The organism is Paenibacillus pectinilyticus (assembly GCF_001700435.1).
Classification (GTDB): domain Bacteria; phylum Bacillota; class Bacilli; order Paenibacillales; family NBRC-103111; genus Paenibacillus_E; species Paenibacillus_E pectinilyticus.
This window is the reverse complement of record NZ_LYPC01000002.1, coordinates 140,053-156,621: the sequence shown is the minus strand read 5'-3', so window position 1 is coordinate 156,621 and position 16,569 is coordinate 140,053. Positions and strand designations below refer to the sequence as shown.

Annotated in this window: 16 protein-coding genes and 1 other annotated feature; of the genes, 15 read left to right on the top strand and 1 reads right to left on the bottom strand. The window is 44.5% G+C overall.

Annotated features, from left to right (window positions below; translation table 11 throughout):
• Positions 1–2 precede the first annotated feature (2 nt).
• The 15 genes from murA (at position 3) to ileS (ending at position 15,649) form a co-directional block, all read left to right on the top strand.
• Complete coding sequence (murA, locus tag A8709_RS01000; RefSeq protein ID WP_065850346.1) at positions 3–1,271, top strand: UDP-N-acetylglucosamine 1-carboxyvinyltransferase; 1,269 nt, start codon at positions 3–5, stop codon at positions 1,269–1,271.
• Positions 1,272–1,456: 185 nt separating this feature from the next.
• Positions 1,457–2,257, top strand: a complete 801-nt coding sequence (locus A8709_RS00995; protein WP_065850345.1) for a cell division protein FtsQ/DivIB — start codon at positions 1,457–1,459, stop codon at positions 2,255–2,257.
• 299 nt (positions 2,258–2,556) lie between these two features.
• Positions 2,557–3,801, top strand: a complete 1,245-nt coding sequence (ftsA, locus tag A8709_RS00990; protein WP_065850344.1) for a cell division protein FtsA — start codon at positions 2,557–2,559, stop codon at positions 3,799–3,801.
• A 30-nt stretch (positions 3,802–3,831) separates the two neighbouring features.
• A complete protein-coding gene (ftsZ, locus tag A8709_RS00985) occupies positions 3,832–4,956 on the top strand; it encodes a cell division protein FtsZ (RefSeq protein WP_065850343.1) in 1,125 nt (374 codons plus the stop codon).
• Positions 4,957–5,279: 323 nt separating this feature from the next.
• Positions 5,280–6,203: a sigma-E processing peptidase SpoIIGA gene (spoIIGA, locus tag A8709_RS00980; RefSeq protein ID WP_065850342.1), complete on the top strand. Its 924-nt coding sequence runs from the start codon at positions 5,280–5,282 to the stop codon at positions 6,201–6,203.
• Positions 6,204–6,398: 195 nt separating this feature from the next.
• A complete protein-coding gene (sigE, locus tag A8709_RS00975) occupies positions 6,399–7,121 on the top strand; it encodes an RNA polymerase sporulation sigma factor SigE (RefSeq protein ID WP_065850341.1) in 723 nt (240 codons plus the stop codon).
• A 160-nt stretch (positions 7,122–7,281) separates the two neighbouring features.
• On the top strand, positions 7,282–8,064 hold the full coding sequence (gene sigG, locus A8709_RS00970) for an RNA polymerase sporulation sigma factor SigG (protein ID WP_056612640.1): 783 nt from the start codon (positions 7,282–7,284) through the stop codon (positions 8,062–8,064).
• Between the two features lie 212 nt (positions 8,065–8,276).
• The gene (locus A8709_RS00965; protein WP_065850340.1) at positions 8,277–8,576 is read left to right on the top strand and encodes a YlmC/YmxH family sporulation protein; all 300 of its coding nucleotides are present in this window, start codon (positions 8,277–8,279) and stop codon (positions 8,574–8,576) included.
• A gap of 148 nt (positions 8,577–8,724) precedes the next feature.
• The gene (gene pgeF / locus A8709_RS00960; RefSeq protein ID WP_065850471.1) at positions 8,725–9,579 is read left to right on the top strand and encodes a peptidoglycan editing factor PgeF; all 855 of its coding nucleotides are present in this window, start codon (positions 8,725–8,727) and stop codon (positions 9,577–9,579) included.
• Between the two features lie 41 nt (positions 9,580–9,620).
• A complete protein-coding gene (locus A8709_RS00955) occupies positions 9,621–10,307 on the top strand; it encodes a YggS family pyridoxal phosphate-dependent enzyme (RefSeq protein WP_065850339.1) in 687 nt (228 codons plus the stop codon).
• 47 nt (positions 10,308–10,354) lie between these two features.
• The gene (locus A8709_RS00950; RefSeq protein WP_056612633.1) at positions 10,355–10,777 is read left to right on the top strand and encodes a cell division protein SepF; all 423 of its coding nucleotides are present in this window, start codon (positions 10,355–10,357) and stop codon (positions 10,775–10,777) included.
• A 32-nt stretch (positions 10,778–10,809) separates the two neighbouring features.
• Positions 10,810–11,082 carry a YggT family protein gene (locus tag A8709_RS00945; protein WP_141692377.1) on the top strand — a complete coding sequence of 91 codons (273 nt, stop codon included), beginning with the start codon at positions 10,810–10,812 and terminating at the stop codon, positions 11,080–11,082.
• A gap of 2 nt (positions 11,083–11,084) precedes the next feature.
• Complete coding sequence (locus A8709_RS00940; protein WP_065850338.1) at positions 11,085–11,867, top strand: YlmH family RNA-binding protein; 783 nt, start codon at positions 11,085–11,087, stop codon at positions 11,865–11,867.
• A gap of 151 nt (positions 11,868–12,018) precedes the next feature.
• A complete protein-coding gene (locus A8709_RS00935) occupies positions 12,019–12,495 on the top strand; it encodes a DivIVA domain-containing protein (RefSeq protein ID WP_065850337.1) in 477 nt (158 codons plus the stop codon).
• Positions 12,496–12,566: 71 nt separating this feature from the next.
• Positions 12,567–12,816: a binding site (T-box leader), on the top strand.
• A gap of 64 nt (positions 12,817–12,880) precedes the next feature.
• Positions 12,881–15,649, top strand: a complete 2,769-nt coding sequence (gene ileS / locus A8709_RS00930; RefSeq protein WP_065850336.1) for an isoleucine--tRNA ligase — start codon at positions 12,881–12,883, stop codon at positions 15,647–15,649.
• A gap of 75 nt (positions 15,650–15,724) precedes the next feature.
• Here the strand turns inward: ileS and A8709_RS00925 are convergent, their stop codons facing one another.
• A complete protein-coding gene (locus tag A8709_RS00925; protein ID WP_065850335.1) occupies positions 15,725–16,462 on the bottom strand; it encodes a TraR/DksA C4-type zinc finger protein in 738 nt (245 codons plus the stop codon).
• Positions 16,463–16,569: the final 107 nt, after the last annotated feature.

Here is a 16,569-nt window from a genome sequence, read left to right as displayed (position 1 = left end):
TTTTGGAGAAGCTCGTTATCGAAGGTGGAAGACCTCTTACGGGAGCCATCCAGATACACGGCGCGAAAAACGCCGCATTACCAATTTTAGCTGCCTGCCTACTCGCTAGCGGCACGCATACCTTACACAATGTTCCTAATCTGCTCGATATCGACACGATGCTGCGCATTTTGCGTACGCTGGGTTGTCGAGCCGAGCAGCAAGGAGACACGGTAACCATTACAACAACCACCGTTCATTCCTCCCACATCCCCGAAGAATTGATGGGTCAGATGCGTTCTTCCATCTTTCTTATGGGTCCACTACTTGCCAGATTCGGCACTGTTACCATGTATCAGCCTGGCGGCTGCGCGATCGGTGAACGTAAAATCGATCTGCACCTGAAAGGGCTGCAATCTCTTGGAGCTGAAATTGAAGAATTCGCAAATCGTATTGTTTGTACCGCAAGCGCACTGCAAGGCAATGAAATCTTCCTGGACTTTCCAAGTGTCGGTGCGACCGAGAACATTATGATGGCCGCAGTGAAAGCGGAGGGCACCACAACGATTTATAATGCAGCCCGTGAACCCGAGATTCAGGATTTACAAAACTTCTTGAACGCTATGGGTGCTGACATTATCGGAGCAGGAACAGATACCATCACAATTCGTGGCGTGCAGACACTTAATCCTTGCACATATCGCATTATTCCTGATCGTATTGTGGCAGGTACATTTCTAGTGGCAGCTGCCGCAACCAAAGGGAATATTACGTTGGAACGCGTGAATCCTGCTCATTTGACCTCGGTGATCCATGTGCTTAAGCGTGCAGGTGTTCAAATCATCACGGACGGTGATATAATACATGTAAGCTGCCCGACAAGACCCAAGGCAGTGGAGCGTATTGTGACTTCGCCGCATCCATCTTTCCCAACGGATCTGCAGTCACAAGTCATGGTGCTTTTATCTCTAGCAGATGGCTTAAGTGTGATGAAAGAAACGATATTTGAAGGTAGATTTAAGCACGTGGATGAACTCTCTCGTATGGGAGCGGATATACGTGTGGATATGAGTTCGGCCTTTATCCGTGGGGTTCCTAGGCTCTATGGAGCTACGGTTGAGGCAACGGATTTACGGGCTGGTGCTGCTCTGGTAATCGCCGGTCTAGCTGCGCATGGCACGACGATCGTTGAGCAAATTCATCACATTGATAGAGGCTATGATAGAATAGAACATATGCTAGTCAGGTTAGGAGCCTCCGTGCTTCGTCAAGCTCCGGTTCCTAGTGAGTAAAGTTTTACGTGACAATCGCGTATCCCTTCCTGCAAGCAGGAGGGGATTCACGGTTTTCATAAGCATAGGAATTGGAAATTATTTCATTCACTCGTTAATAAGCTTATTTCAAGTTAAACGTAACCGTCTCAGGAGACGACGTAGTCGTTTATGTGAAAGTCATCAATCAATAGGTGGTGCCCCTCTTGTCCGAAGATAACAAAGTACCTGCGCTGCCTGTTCCTAAACCACGTGCGCGTACGAATCGGAAACTGCTTGCTTTTTTGTTCATTTTTTTTATAACAGTTCTCATCATTTTATTTTTTCAGTCATCCCTTAGTCGTATTAGCCACATTGAGGTAGAGGGAAACGAACTATTAAGCTCGGAAGTCATTGGACAAGCTAGCTTGATCGCTGTTGGCGACCGCTATTTCTCAGTAAGTTCATCCACCATTCAGGCGCGAATTGCGAAGCTTCCCATGATTAAGAGCGCGGAAGTGAACAAGTCTTTTCCCGGTGTGATTCATATCACGGTGGAAGAATACCCAAAGGTAGCTTTTCAGATTGATCCTGATGGCAAAAAGCAAGCTGTACTTGCTGATGGCGGTGTCATTCCTCTGCCTCCTGGAAGTGCCATCCCGCTTGATTTACCGATTCTGACCGGATGGTCAGATCAAGACCCTAATAAAGCAGCGCTGTGCAAAGTGCTCAGCGATATTCCCAAAAGTGCATTATCCGATGTATCTGAAATCAAACCGGATCCATCCGAATCCTATCCAGATAAAATTAAGATCTACACCCGTTCTCAATTCGAAGTTCACACGACTATTGCCTATCTTCCTGATAAAATCGATAATTTACCAGGCTATGTTGCTGGTTTACAAGAAAATCATATTACCAATGGTGTGATCACGATGCTCGAAGCTGAATATCACACACCATTTGCTGCGAGTGGAGAATCCAAAACAGATCCGAAGAGTACGCCAAAACCGACACCGAAGCCATAGTAATAGTAACGGCGCGGGGTTGCTGACAAAAAAACGTGGCAAAGACTACTCAATCTCTTAAAAAAATGTTAAAATTAGTTTTATGGTTAAATAGGATCTATCTGTTCATACTATTTTTTCTTCTATTTACTAGACAAGAACGATTGCATTTCACAACCAATAAGTTTAGATGTTGAAACTGTTTTTTAACTGCAAAAAAAATGTTGAAAAAAGAGGGAATATGGCGGTTGTGTGGAATACGTATAGGAGTATTTATGTAGATTTTGCAATTTTACCTAATTACAGGAGGTGCCAGGGGCTTGAGCAACAATGATATCATTGTTAGTTTAGACATCGGTACATCCAAAGTTCGAGCTATTATTGGGGAAGTTGTTAACGGAACCATTAATATAATAGGAGTGGGATCTGCCGAGTCAGAGGGTATTCGTAAAGGCGCAATCGTTGATATTGATCAGACTGTGCATTCGATTCGCAGTGCTATTGATCATGCTGAACGAATGGTCGGTATACAAATTTCCGAGGTTTATGTTGGAATTTCAGGAAATCATATTTCTCTTCAATCCAGTCATGGTGTCGTTGCTGTATCGAACGAAGACCGGGAAATTGGAGAAGAAGATATTGATCGCGTAATTCAAGCGGCACGAGTCATCGCATTACCTCCCGAACGTGAAATAATTGGAGTTGTACCAAAACAATATTTAGTGGATGGACAAGAAGGTATTAATGATCCACGCGGTATGATCGGGGTTCGATTGGAAGTTGAAGCAACGATCATTACTGGAGCGAAAACAGGCATACATAATTTAATCCGTGTTGTGGAAAAATCCGAACTGAAGGTTGCAGGTCTTATTTTGATGTCACTTGCATCTGGGCAGTTGGCGCTTTCCAAAGATGAGAAATCTGTAGGTACTGTGTTAGTTGATATTGGTGCCGGTGCAACGACGATTGCTGTGTTTGATGAGGGTAATTTGGTTGCAACCTCTACGATTCAAATCGGTGGCGAATTTATCAGCAATGATATTTCCATTGGATTACATACACAATTGGAAATCGCGGAGAAGATTAAGCTGAAATATGGCTGTGCCTCCGTGGAAGATTCAGCTCCAGATCAAGTGTTTAAAGTAACGAGAATGGGTAGCAATGTCGAGAAAGAGTTCTCGCAAGTAGATCTAGCGAATATTATTGAGCCTCGCGTCGAAGAAATTTTCCAATTAATTCGTGCTGAAGTTCATCGATTAGGCTATGGGAATATCGCTGGCGGTTATGTGCTCACAGGTGGGACTGTTTGTATGCCTGGCATGCTCGCAATTGCGCAAAATGAACTGGCTACGTCTGTTCGTATTGCAGTGCCTGACTTCATCGGTGTTCGTGATCCATCCTACACTAGCGGTGTTGGCATTATTCAATTCGTTTCCAAATACATGAAGAACCGTAATACAGGCTTCGCCAAAAAACTGGTTGCCAAGACTACCAAAAAATCCTCCGATAGTCAAAAGCCAGGTTGGGCGGAAAGAGTTAAAAATTTCTTCAGTGAATTTATTTAGTGAACGTTAAGTTAGGGGGATATGGCTCATATGTTTGAATTTGATATGGATTTAGATCAGTTAGCGCAAATTAAAGTCATTGGTGTAGGTGGCGGCGGTAGTAATGCCGTTAATCGAATGATTGAAAACGGTGTTAAAGGTGTTGAATTTATCACTGTTAATACGGATGCGCAAGCACTTCACTTAGCCAAATCCGTACATAAATTGCAAATTGGTGATAAATTAACGCGAGGTCTTGGCGCAGGAGCAAATCCTGAAGTCGGGAAGAAAGCGGCAGAAGAGTCAAGGGAGACGATTCTGAATACGCTTCGCGGCGCTGATATGGTATTCGTAACAGCAGGTATGGGAGGCGGAACTGGAACAGGTGCTGCTCCAGTTATTGCTGAAATTGCCAAAGAAGTAGGCGCATTAACTGTTGGTGTTGTAACTCGCCCGTTCACTTTTGAAGGACGCAAGCGTTCGTTACAAGCTGAGCAAGGGATTGCCGCATTGAAAGAGAAAGTGGATACACTTATTATCATCCCGAATGATCGTCTACTTGAGATTGTTGACAAAAAGACACCGATGCTTGAAGCATTCCGTGAAGCGGATAATGTCCTTCGTCAAGGTGTACAAGGGATTTCCGATCTAATCGCAGTACCTGGACTGATTAATTTGGACTTTGCCGATGTGAAAACGATTATGACCGAGCGCGGATCAGCCCTGATGGGGATCGGTGTTGCGACGGGTGAGAATCGTGCCGCTGAAGCAGCGAAGAAAGCGATCTCGAGTCCATTGCTGGAGACATCGATCGAAGGCGCACGCGGTGTTCTGATGAACATCACAGGCGGTATGAACCTTAGCTTGTACGAAGTGAATGAAGCTGCTGATATCGTTGCTTCCGCTTCAGATATCGAGGTTAATATGATCTTCGGTGCTGTTATTGACGAGAAGCTGAAAGATGAAATTCTAGTTACGGTAATCGCAACGGGTTTCGAACATAAAGCTGCGCCAATTCACCAATCGATCAAACGTCCAATTACATCTTCTCAGCCTGAGCCAACTGCTCCTGACAATCGGTTGAATAATCTCAAACCTTTTGGGGCTCAACCTTCAAACGATCAATTAGATATTCCGACTTTCTTGCGTAACCGCGGACGGAATACTGACAAATAATTACACAATAACTGTCTAGAGACCGAAGCCCTACTTTATGTAGATGCTTCGGTTTTTTGTTGTTCTACAAGGATTTCTGAAAATTTAGGAGCAGGATGTTTCATACGTTCATTTGGCTAAATATCTTGATAAAAGCAGCTGTGGCTCGAGGTGGTGCTGCTTTTTATTTTACGCAGACGAGCCCGCGTTAACTGACAAAAAAAGTAGGTTCCTACTAGCAAGTTTAGACAGACTTTGATGTTGGAATCCCCTATACTGATTTAGAAGCAGAAAGTTTCGTCAAGAAATTGCTAGAAAGTGTCTTTCTGGAGGTGGGGCATGGAGTGGTCGTCTACGCGGATCTCATTTTCCTGCTGAACTTTCTGGTGGATGCGGCCTTGCTTGTGGTTACGGCTAAAACGCGGAAAATAGCGTTCAAATGGTGGAGAATCGCACTCTCAGCAGGTTTAGGAGCTACTTATGTCGTTATGATGTTTTTACCAGTTCCTACCTTGCTATTTACATTTTCTGTGAAATGTATGTTTTGTACAGGTATGATTATGACCGCTTTTGGTTATGGATCCCTACAAAATTTATTACGCAACATGGGGACATTCCTTCTCATTAATTTTGCGGTAGCCGGAGGGCTGTTCGGCATCCATTATGTGCTCGCCTCTTCCTCAGATGTCATGAAAGGCATCATGTTCACACAATCCGGGGTGCCGGTATTTGAATTTCAAATAGGCAGCATTCTCTTTGTGCTAATTCTTCTCGTTCCGCTCATCTGGTGGTTTCGAACCGTGTTCCAAAGCACGAAACAGCGTGAGGTTATGACGACATATTTGGCAGAGGTCACGATTTATGTAGGGGATTTCATCGCTACGTGCAAAGGATTGATTGATACAGGTAATCAACTGTATGACCCATTAACACGTACTCCCGTCATGGTTATGGAAGTCTCCGAGTGGGGGGATGTACTGCCCCTAGCCTGGCTGCAACGGATTCGATCAGCGGATGTTGATCAAATTATTAGCGGCATAGGTGTGGAAGATTTTATTTGGCAGGACCGTTTACGTCTTGTGCCATACCGTGGAGTCAATCGGAATACGCAGTTTATGTTGGCGATTAAACCGGATAAGGTGGTGATCACCCATAATGATTCACAGATGGAAGCCACCAAGGTACTTATTGGTCTGGACGGAGGTAAGCTGTGTAGCGACGGCTCCTACCAAGCGATTATTCATCCTGCCTTGATTTCAGCGGGATAACGCTTTCAAACTAGACATACGAAATAACGCAGTTAAAAGAGTCGTTGGCAGCAAATAAAGTACATTGTTCGAAGTGTGTTTTCGTTATGAAAATGCTGCAGCTTATGCTTAGGATGAAAGTTTTGCCAAGGCAAAACTCACGTTATGCTTACGAAGAAAGTTTTGCCACAGCAAAACTCTTAGGAGGAAACTAACATGTTCTTGAAGTGGAAACTGCTCTTTCAACTAGCGTATTATCGAATTTTGATGTTTCTAGGTCTCAAAGGCGAGGAAATCTATTACATAGGCGGTAGCGAAGCGTTACCTCCACCTCTTACGCGTGAAGAAGAAGAATACTTATTGGAAAAATTACCATCTGGGGATGCGGCCATTAGAGCCATGCTCATTGAACGAAACCTGAGGTTGGTTGTCTATATAGCGCGAAAGTTTGAAAATACGGGCATTAACATTGAAGATTTGGTCTCCATCGGAGCTATCGGTTTAATAAAAGCGGTGAATACGTTTGATCCAGAGAAAAAGATTAAGCTCGCAACGTATGCATCCCGCTGTATTGAAAATGAAATCCTAATGTATTTACGCAGAAATAGTAAAATTCGTACGGAAGTATCTTTTGATGAGCCGCTCAATATTGATTGGGATGGCAATGAACTGCTACTATCTGATGTGCTTGGAACGGAAAATGATACGATTTATCGGAATATCGAAGAGCAAGTAGACAGAAAGCTTTTGCACAAAGCATTGGATAAACTGAGCGAACGTGAGCGGATCATCATGGAGCTTCGTTTCGGCTTGCAAGATGGTGAAGAAAAAACACAAAAAGACGTAGCTGATTTACTTGGGATTTCGCAATCCTATATCTCGCGATTGGAAAAGCGGATCATAAAAAGGCTCCGTAAAGAATTTAACAAGATGGTTTAAAAGTTTTTTTTGGCAGGTAATGTCGAAATTGTTCAGCAGACACGGGAGGGAGCGAGTTACTACCCTTTTGTCAAGTGGCTGGACGGGGGATTGGACAGGAATAAATCGACCGCTCACGGGGATAATTAACAGTAATGTTTCTCCTTGGGAGGTAATCACGGTGACCCGAAATAAAGTTGAGATATGTGGAGTTGATACCGCCAAACTGCCTGTTCTGACCAATGCAGAAATGCGTGAGTTGTTCACTGACTTGCAAACTAAACAGGAAAGAACTGCAAGAGAGAAATTGGTCAATGGCAACTTGAGGTTGGTTCTGAGTGTGATTCAACGGTTCAACAATCGTGGAGAGTATGTGGACGATCTCTTCCAAGTAGGCTGTATTGGTTTGATGAAAGCCATCGATAACTTTGATTTGAGTCAAAATGTTAAATTCTCGACCTATGCTGTGCCGATGATTATAGGTGAGATACGCCGCTACTTACGAGACAATAACCCGATTCGCGTTTCTCGTTCCTTGAGAGATATTGCTTACAAAGCTTTACAAGTTAGAGACAGCCTGACGAATCAAAATTCACGTGAGCCATCGATCTATGAAATCTCTGAAGCTTTGAATGTCCCGAAAGAAGATGTAGTCTTCGCACTGGATGCCATTCAAGATCCAGTTTCCTTATTTGAACCGATTTATCATGATGGGGGAGATCCCATCTATGTGATGGATCAAATAAGTGATGAGCGTAATAAGGACATGTCCTGGATCGAAGGAATTGCGTTGCGCGAAGCGATGCACAAGCTAAATGCACGGGAGAAGATGATCTTATCTATGCGCTTCTTTGAAGGTAAAACCCAGATGGAAGTAGCCGATGAAATTGGTATCTCGCAAGCGCAAGTATCCAGGCTGGAGAAATCAGCCATTTGTCAAATGCAAAAACACGTGAAATCCTAAAAGCAATCAACAAAGACTGGAACGGCCTTGGTAGACAAGCCGTGAAGGTCTTTTTTCTCGTTTAACGAAGAAATAGAACGCTAGAAACGCTGCCGTCCGCATAGGACGGCTTTTTCGTTTATTTTATGTGGACAGGACATTTTGCCCATTGTACACATATACTAGTAGAAAAATCAGTTCAAATTCTAATGAGATACGTGGTGATAGGCCTCATGAAAATATCTGATTTCCAGACGAAGGACGTAATTAATATTGTGGACGGAAAAAAGCTTGGACAAATCAGTGATTTGGAGCTTGATCTGCGTCAAGGGCGAATTGAGTCCATCGTTGTGCCGAATCAGAGCCGGTTTTTTGGACTGTTCGGTTCAGGGACAGATGTCATTATTCCTTGGAAGCATATCGTGAAGATTGGTGCTGATGTTGTGCTCGTGAAGTTAGAAGACGTTAGGCCGTATCGGCAAACGGATGACACCGAAGGGGTATACGAGTTTAATCGTCAATTTCGGAATTGACGGAAGGCGCACATGGTGGAACTGCTCAGTTTGATACAGCAGATCTATCCAGCGTGCGTCTTTTTATTGTGAGCTCAACGTAGCGGTTTATTTTGTAAATGTGATAAAGTAATGAAAAGAAACGAGATTTGGGATGGGAGCGATGGGCATGGAACCATTTGTGGTGCAAGCGCAGAAAACGAATGAGGATCAGCCGGTCCTTTTGACTATAGCGAATTGGATGTCAGCATTTCCAGAAATAACAGCGGGCTTTACAACACGCTTAGGCGGTGTTAGTGAAGCACCATTTACATCGTTGAATTGTGGCCTTCACGTGAATGATAGACCCAGTGATGTCGTTCGCAATCGAGAGCGCATTGCTGACGTCCTAGGTCAGCCATTTGATGCATTTACCTATGCGGAGCAAGTACATGGGAAAGAGATCGCAATTGTCAGTCTGAATGAGCAAGGCATGGGGCGAACGAGCCGCGAAACTGCTTTGCAAGCTACGGATGGATTCATTACGAAGGAGTCGGGCATTGTTCTTTGCGCGCAATTCGCTGATTGTGTTCCTTTATACTTTTACGATCCTGTTCAACGAGTGGTGGGGCTTGCTCATGCGGGTTGGAAGGGGACTGTGTTAAACATTTCCATGGCTACAATATCCTTAATGACACATACTTTTGGTAGTCGGCCATCTGATATTCGTGCAGCGATTGGTCCGTCTATTGGGGCTTGCTGCTATGAAGTAGATGAGACGGTTGCTTCGCGAGTTAGGCAAGTTTTTGAAGAAATACAAATGACACAAGTAGAACAAGAAGCAATTATTACAAATAAGGGTAATCATAAGTATCAGTTAAATTTGCAAGAATTGAATCGAAAATTGATCGAGCAAGCAGGAATTTTGTCGTCCCATATCGAAGTAACTCAGTTATGTACGAGTTGTCGGACGGATCTCTTCTTTTCACATCGAAAAGAAAGTGGTTCTACAGGTCGAATGATCGCTTGGATTGGTCTAACGTAAGAGGATCCAACGTGGTGTACCGAATTGAGGTGTAGAAAAGCATGAGCGTATTAGAACGTAAGCAAGAGGTTGAATCACGGATTGCAGCTGTATGTCGGCAGACAGGACGGCAAGAGAATGAAATTAAGATCATCGCGGTAACCAAATATGTTTCTTTAGAAACAACTGAACAAGTTTTACATACAGGTCTGCTGCATATTGGTGAGAATCGTTGGCAAGATGTAAAGCCAAAATGGGAAGCGCTGCACGAACAAGGAACGTGGCATTTCCTTGGCCATCTGCAGACAAACAAGGTGAAGGATGTCATTGGTAAATTTGCCTATATTCACTCGTTAGACCGCATGTCGCTAGCTAAGGAATTGGACAAGCAGGCTGCAGCATTGGGGATTAAAGTGAATTGTTTCCTGCAAGTGAACATTTCTGGCGAAGAATCGAAATATGGTGTATCGCCCCAAGAGTTCTTTGTATTTGCAGAGGAAGTAAGTAAATTAGAACATATCCATGTGTGCGGTTTGATGACTATGGCGCCATATGAATTGGAAGCAGAGGAGACGAGACCCGTCTTTCGAGGTTTGCGAGAATTGCGTGATCGTTTGAATGAGCGTAGTCTTTTCCCTTATGAAGTGAAGGAGCTTTCAATGGGCATGTCTGGCGACTTTGAGGTTGCGATTGAAGAAGGAGCAACGTGGGTACGTCTGGGGACTGTATTGGTCGGAAAAGAAAGCTAATCCATGCCAGTGTGGCATGATGAAAATATCGTTAGGAGGGGACCGTTATGGGTGTCTATAACCGATTTATGAATTTTCTGGGGCTTCAGGAAGAGGAAGAGATTGTGGAACGCGAACGAATTGTAGAAGCAACAGAAGAACCTGAAACCAATCCGTATGAATTACGTAATAAAAATAAGGCAAATGTCGTAAGTATACATTCGCAGAAAAATTCTCGCGTTGTGCTCAGTGAGCCTCGAACTTATGAGGAAACACAGGACATCGCAGATCATTTGCGTGCTCGAAGAGCCGTAGTCGTTAATTTGCAACGCGTTCGTGGTGATCAAGCCATACGTATCGTAGATTTCTTAAGCGGAACGGTTTATGCATTAAATGGGTCTATCTCTAAGCTTGGACCGAATATCTTTCTCTGCACACCAGATTCAGTAGATATTCATGGCCACATCTCCGAGATGATGGGCGAGGAATAGACGTATATCCTAACACAGAGGTGGATGACTACGTGGATTACGTATACAGCTTACTGAGTATTGTTCAAGAAATTTATTATTTTATGATTATCGGTTATTTGATCTTATCTTGGTTCCCTAATGCACGGGATAGTTTCGTCGGAGGGATTCTAGGGAAATGCGTTGAACCTTATCTTAGCCCTTTCCGCAGAATTATTCCGAACATCGGACCTTTGGATCTCTCGCCAATTGTGGCGTTAATTGCATTACGATTCGTATTTAGTGGGATTTATGCTGTTCTTGATTACATTGCGAGGTTATTCTAACATTGGTTAAAGAAATTTATGGTCATTTCCATCCAGACGAGCACCATTTTGTCGATAGAGCTTGGGATTGGGTAGAGCGTGCTGCGGAGCAACATGCGGTTACCTTAACCGACTTTCTGGATCCCAGACAAGCGTTTATTTTGAACTCGCTCGTGAATCGACACCCTGACGTACACTGCCGCTTAGATGGCGGCTATGAGGCGGCAGAGCGCCGGCGAGCGTTGATTGCCCCAGACTACCGGACCTTGGAAGACGAAGACATGGCGATGGCTGTGTTAGCCGTTTCTTCAGGGGATGGCAAGTTTCTTACCTTAGAACACGGAGATTACCTGGGCGCCATTCTTGGACTCGGCATGAAGCGGGACAAGGTTGGCGATATTCAAGTTATAGAGGGTGGCTGCCATTGCTTAGTGACGAAGGATGCGGCCGATTATTTACATTTGAATTTGTCCCAAGTTCATCGCGTGCATGTTCAAACAGAGCTGCTTCCGTTGGATAAGTTGGCTGTAGCCAAAGTCCAGCTGGAAGAACTTCATCTATCCGTTGCCTCCATGCGGATGGACGGGATCGTAAGTGATGTTTTCCGGCTTAGCCGAGCCAAAGTACTGCAGCCTATTCAAGCAGGACGTTGCCGTGTGAATTGGAAGCTGGAAGAGGATCCGAGCAAGCAGCTTAAAGAAGGCGATATGATATCAATGCAAGGTTTTGGGCGTTTTAAAGTGCTTGAAGTGGAAGGCGTATCGAAAAAAGGGCGAATTCGTGTGAAGATTGGCAAGTTTGCATGATCGTGGATAATTTATCCACGAACTTTGCAGGAATTGCTAATTTTCTGTCGAACTGAACTGTATAGACATGGGTGTAGGCTAGCTTTCAGAAAGGCTTAGCTTATGCTTACGAAGTCAGTTTTGCTACGCAAAACGCTAAGGAGGGGCACTGATGCCATTAACACCGTTAGATATACATAATAAAGAGTTTTCGCGTTCGTTTCGCGGTTATGATGAAGATCAAGTCAACGAATTCTTAGATCAAGTCATCAAGGACTATGAGGCACTTATTCGTGAGAATAAGGATTTACAGAATCAAACGCTAGGTTTGCAAGAGCGTCTGGATCATTTCACGCATATTGAAGAATCATTAAGTAAAACGATTATCGTTGCCCAAGAAGCTGCGGATGAAGTCAGAAGTAATTCGAAGAAGGAAGCGCAGTTGATTTTGAAAGAAGCAGAGAAGAATGCAGATCGGATTATTAACGAATCCTTGACACGTTCACGCAAAGTCGCTCTTGAAATCGAAGAGTTGAAGAAGCAAGCTTCCATTTATCGTACACGCTTTCGGACTTTACTTGAAGCTCAGCTTGAACTTTTGAACACAGAAGGCTGGCAAAGTATGCAGTTTGACAATAGCGAAGAATAAGAAATGCGGGTTGGCCGACCTCATATTGACTAAGCCTGCCAGATTGGGTATACTCCTGTTAAAAGTATCGCAATAAAGCTATGACTGGAACGAGTAGGACGTTAAGCGCAGTGTCAGCGAATTAGGGTTGTGGTGTGAGCCTAATCTCTGCAACGTACCGAATATCCCCCAGGAGCGTCTCTTGAAACTTAGTAGAGAGAAACGGGTCATGCCGTTACACATGATCGAGTGAAGAAGCTATGATCGGCTCGTCTGTTGGCGTGCGTTCATGAGGCTTTTTAACGAGGGTGGTACCGCGAGTTTAAGTTTCTCGTCCCTTTCTGGGATGAGAGGCTTTTTTTGTTTTTAGCCAACTTAAGATTGAACCAGGAGTGGAGTGGAAAGCATGGATTACGGCAAAACATTAAATCTATTACAAACGGAGTTTCCGATGAGAGGCAATTTGCCACAAGCGGAACCGAAAATGCAAGAGCATTGGGAAGCAGAAGATATTTACGCGAAAGTACAAGAGAGTCGTAAGGGTAGAACGAAGTTCATTTTACATGATGGGCCTCCCTATGCGAATGGAGATATTCATATCGGTCATGCGCTGAATAAAGTGCTGAAGGATATTATTGTTCGTTTCAAAACATTACAAGGCTTCGATGCACCTTACGTACCAGGTTGGGATACGCATGGTCTGCCGATCGAGCAGGTGATTACGAACAGTGGGAAAGTCGATCGCAAGAAAATGACGATTCCGGAGTTCCGTGAATACTGCAAAGAGTATGCGCTGCAATCGGTTGAGAAGCAGAAGAGCCAATTCCAACGTCTAGGTATTCGTGGGGATTGGAAGAACCCATACATCACCCTGCAACCTGGTTATGAAGCTCAGCAAATCCGTGTATTCGGTACGATGGTTCAGAAGGGCTTCGTTTACAAAGGATTGAAACCCGTTTACTGGTCCCCATCCTCGGAGAGCGCTCTAGCTGAAGCGGAAATCGAGTACAAAGAGAAGACGTCAACGTCCATCTACGTAGCGTTCCCTGTAAAAGATGGCAAAGGGAAGCTTCCACAAGACGCTTCCATCGTTATTTGGACAACGACGGCTTGGACATTACCTGCGAACTTGGGTATTTCCCTGCATCCTGAATTCGAATATGCTGTTGTTCAAGCGAATGGGAAGAAATATGTGTTAGCACAAGGCTTGCTAGCTGCTGCGGCGAAAGAAATCGGCTGGAGCGAATACGAAGTACTTTCAACTGTAAAAGGCAGTGAGTTGGAATACGTCACGTGTCAACACCCGTTCTATGATCGCGAATCTCTTGTTATGGTTGGAGAGCATGTCACGTTAGAAGCAGGTACAGGTTGCGTTCATACAGCTCCTGGTCACGGGGAAGATGACTTTGCGATTGGACAACGCTACAACATTGGCGTGTTGTGTCCAGTGGACGACCAAGGGCATTTTACGGCTGAAGCGCCTGGATTCGAAGGCATGTTCTATGAAAAAGGCGGCAAGCTGATCATCGAGAAGCTGCAAGAGTCCGGTCTTTTGCTAAAAGCTGCGGACATTCAGCATCAATACGCGCACGATTGGCGCACGAAGAAGCCTGTTATTTATCGTGCAACGGAGCAATGGTTCGCGTCGATCGATAAGTTCAGACAAGAGATGCTGGATGAAATCAAGCAAGTGAAATGGACGCCAGAATGGGGCGAAGTTCGCCTTCATAACATGATCGCAGATCGTGGAGACTGGTGTATTTCGAGACAACGGGCATGGGGCGTTCCAATCCCGATTTTCTATTGCCGCAGCTGTAATGAGCCGCTGGTGAATGAGCAAACGATTGAGCATGTTGCTGAGCTATTTGAGCAAGAGGGGTCGAATGCTTGGTTTATCAAGGATGAGAAGGATCTTCTTCCACATGGCACTAGCTGCTCGAAGTGCGGTCATGGAGAGTTCCGTAAAGAAACGGACATTATGGACGTATGGTTTGACTCCGGATCTTCACATGTGGCGGTTCTTGAGTCCCGTCCAGAGCTGCAATGGCCTGCTGATCTATATCTGGAAGGCTCCGACCAATATCGTGGTTGGTTTAACTCCTCACTGATCACGGGTGTGGCAACAAGAGAGAAATCACCGTACAAAGGTATTCTCAGTCATGGTTTTACGCTGGATGGTGAAGGGCGCAAGATGTCCAAGTCGATCGGGAATACGATTGATCCGAACGTGGTTTGTGGCAAATTAGGCGCGGATATTCTTCGTCTTTGGGTATCTTCCGTGGATTATCAATCCGATCACCGGATTTCGGACAATATTTTGAACCAAACGACGGAGGTTTATCGTAAAATCCGTAACACCATGCGCTTTCTTTTAGGAAACTTGAGTCAGTTCAACCCAGAGACAGATCGCGTAGCGTTTACAAGTTTATCTGAACTAGATCGTTATGCGTTGATTCGTTTGAATCGCATGATTGAGAAAGTTGTGAAGGCTTATGAAGCCTACGAATTCCATGTTGTGTATCAAACAATTCATCACTTCTGTGCGGTGGAGATGAGCTCCTTCTACTTGGATATTATCAAAGATCGTCTGTATGCGAATGCAGCTGAGGATCCTGCGCGCAAAGCATCTCAAACAGTGTTATATGCTGCTTTGACGGCTATCACGAAGTTGATCTCCCCGATTCTGCCACATACGGCGGACGAAGTTTGGAAGTACATTCCAGGTGTTGAATTAAGCAGCGTTCAGCTTGCTGAATTGCCAGAGGTTGACGCGAATGTATATAACGAGGAATTAGAAATGAAGTGGAACTCCTTCTTGGAAGTGCGTGATGACGTTCTCAAAGCGCTAGAAGAAGCGCGTAAAGAAAAAGTTATTGGTAACTCCTTAGGAGCAGCGGTGAATCTATATCCAAATGAAACGATGTTTGCTTTGTTGACACAATTCGAACAATTGGATCAATTATTCATTGTATCGGCTGTTAATCTTCATCCTGTAGGCACGGCAGCACCGGAAGGAGCGCTACAATCCAAAGATGTGGCGATCGCAATTGCGGTTGCTGATGGTGAGAAATGTGAGCGCTGCTGGATAGTAACGCCTGAGGTAGGGCACAGTAAGGAGCATCCAACACTCTGTGTCAGATGTAATGATGTTGTAACTGCTCATTATCACGAGTAGTGGAACCAAACGAGCTTACGCGATTTGCGAAGCTCGTTTGTCCTGTTTTACTAATATAGAAATGTATGAGGCTGTTTAATCGTCATTAAGATCTGCTTTTCTTTCGGGTTCAAGGAATGGATCACCTTCATCACTATGCATATAGTCATTGTAAGCTTTACTGCGTACAATCGTAACATGCTCACCATAGAGATCCGTGGCAACGAAGCTTTCGAAGGATTCTACATATCCCTCTAGTTCATCGGCTTCAACGTACATATCGCTGTAGCTCTCCACTTGATTGCTTTCTGCGAAAGCAGGCGTGTTCGAGGTTCCCCAGCTTTCAACGATTTGCCAAGCATCTTCGCCATCGAATTCGGTTTCGTCGTTTCGTTCATCGAAGCTCGTTCGTCCGAAAGGCGGGTAAAGAACTTGCTCTTCCACAGGTCGGCGGAATGATTGATCAGGATCAGGAACATGCTCAATGCTGTACAACGTCGTTGGAATAGCTTGTAGACGTTCGAATGGGATGGGTTGATGGCTGAATACACAGATGCCATACTCACCGCTCTCCATACGGGATAAGGCCTCGTTAACTTGTTGCAGATGCATCTCTGCATGCTCGTTAAGCGAGATATCCTTTCCTCGTTCGAAAATTTCGGACCCGATATCTCCGGGATGATTATCATACATGGAGAGTTCACCAATGGAATCGGAGAAGGAAGAAGAAAGTCCGTAATGATCATTGGTGGCAAAATGCTTCTCAAGTGCAACCTTTTCCTCCAAAAGCTGCACGTATAACGAATTTAATTGTTCCTCTGTTAAATGGCTCATAGGTCGATGGCTCCCTTCAAACAGATCATTCATACCGTTTATCATGCCGATTGACCGCTTTTTTTAGTGAGGTAATTCCTTGCAAATTAGGAATGTAAAGCTTTCAA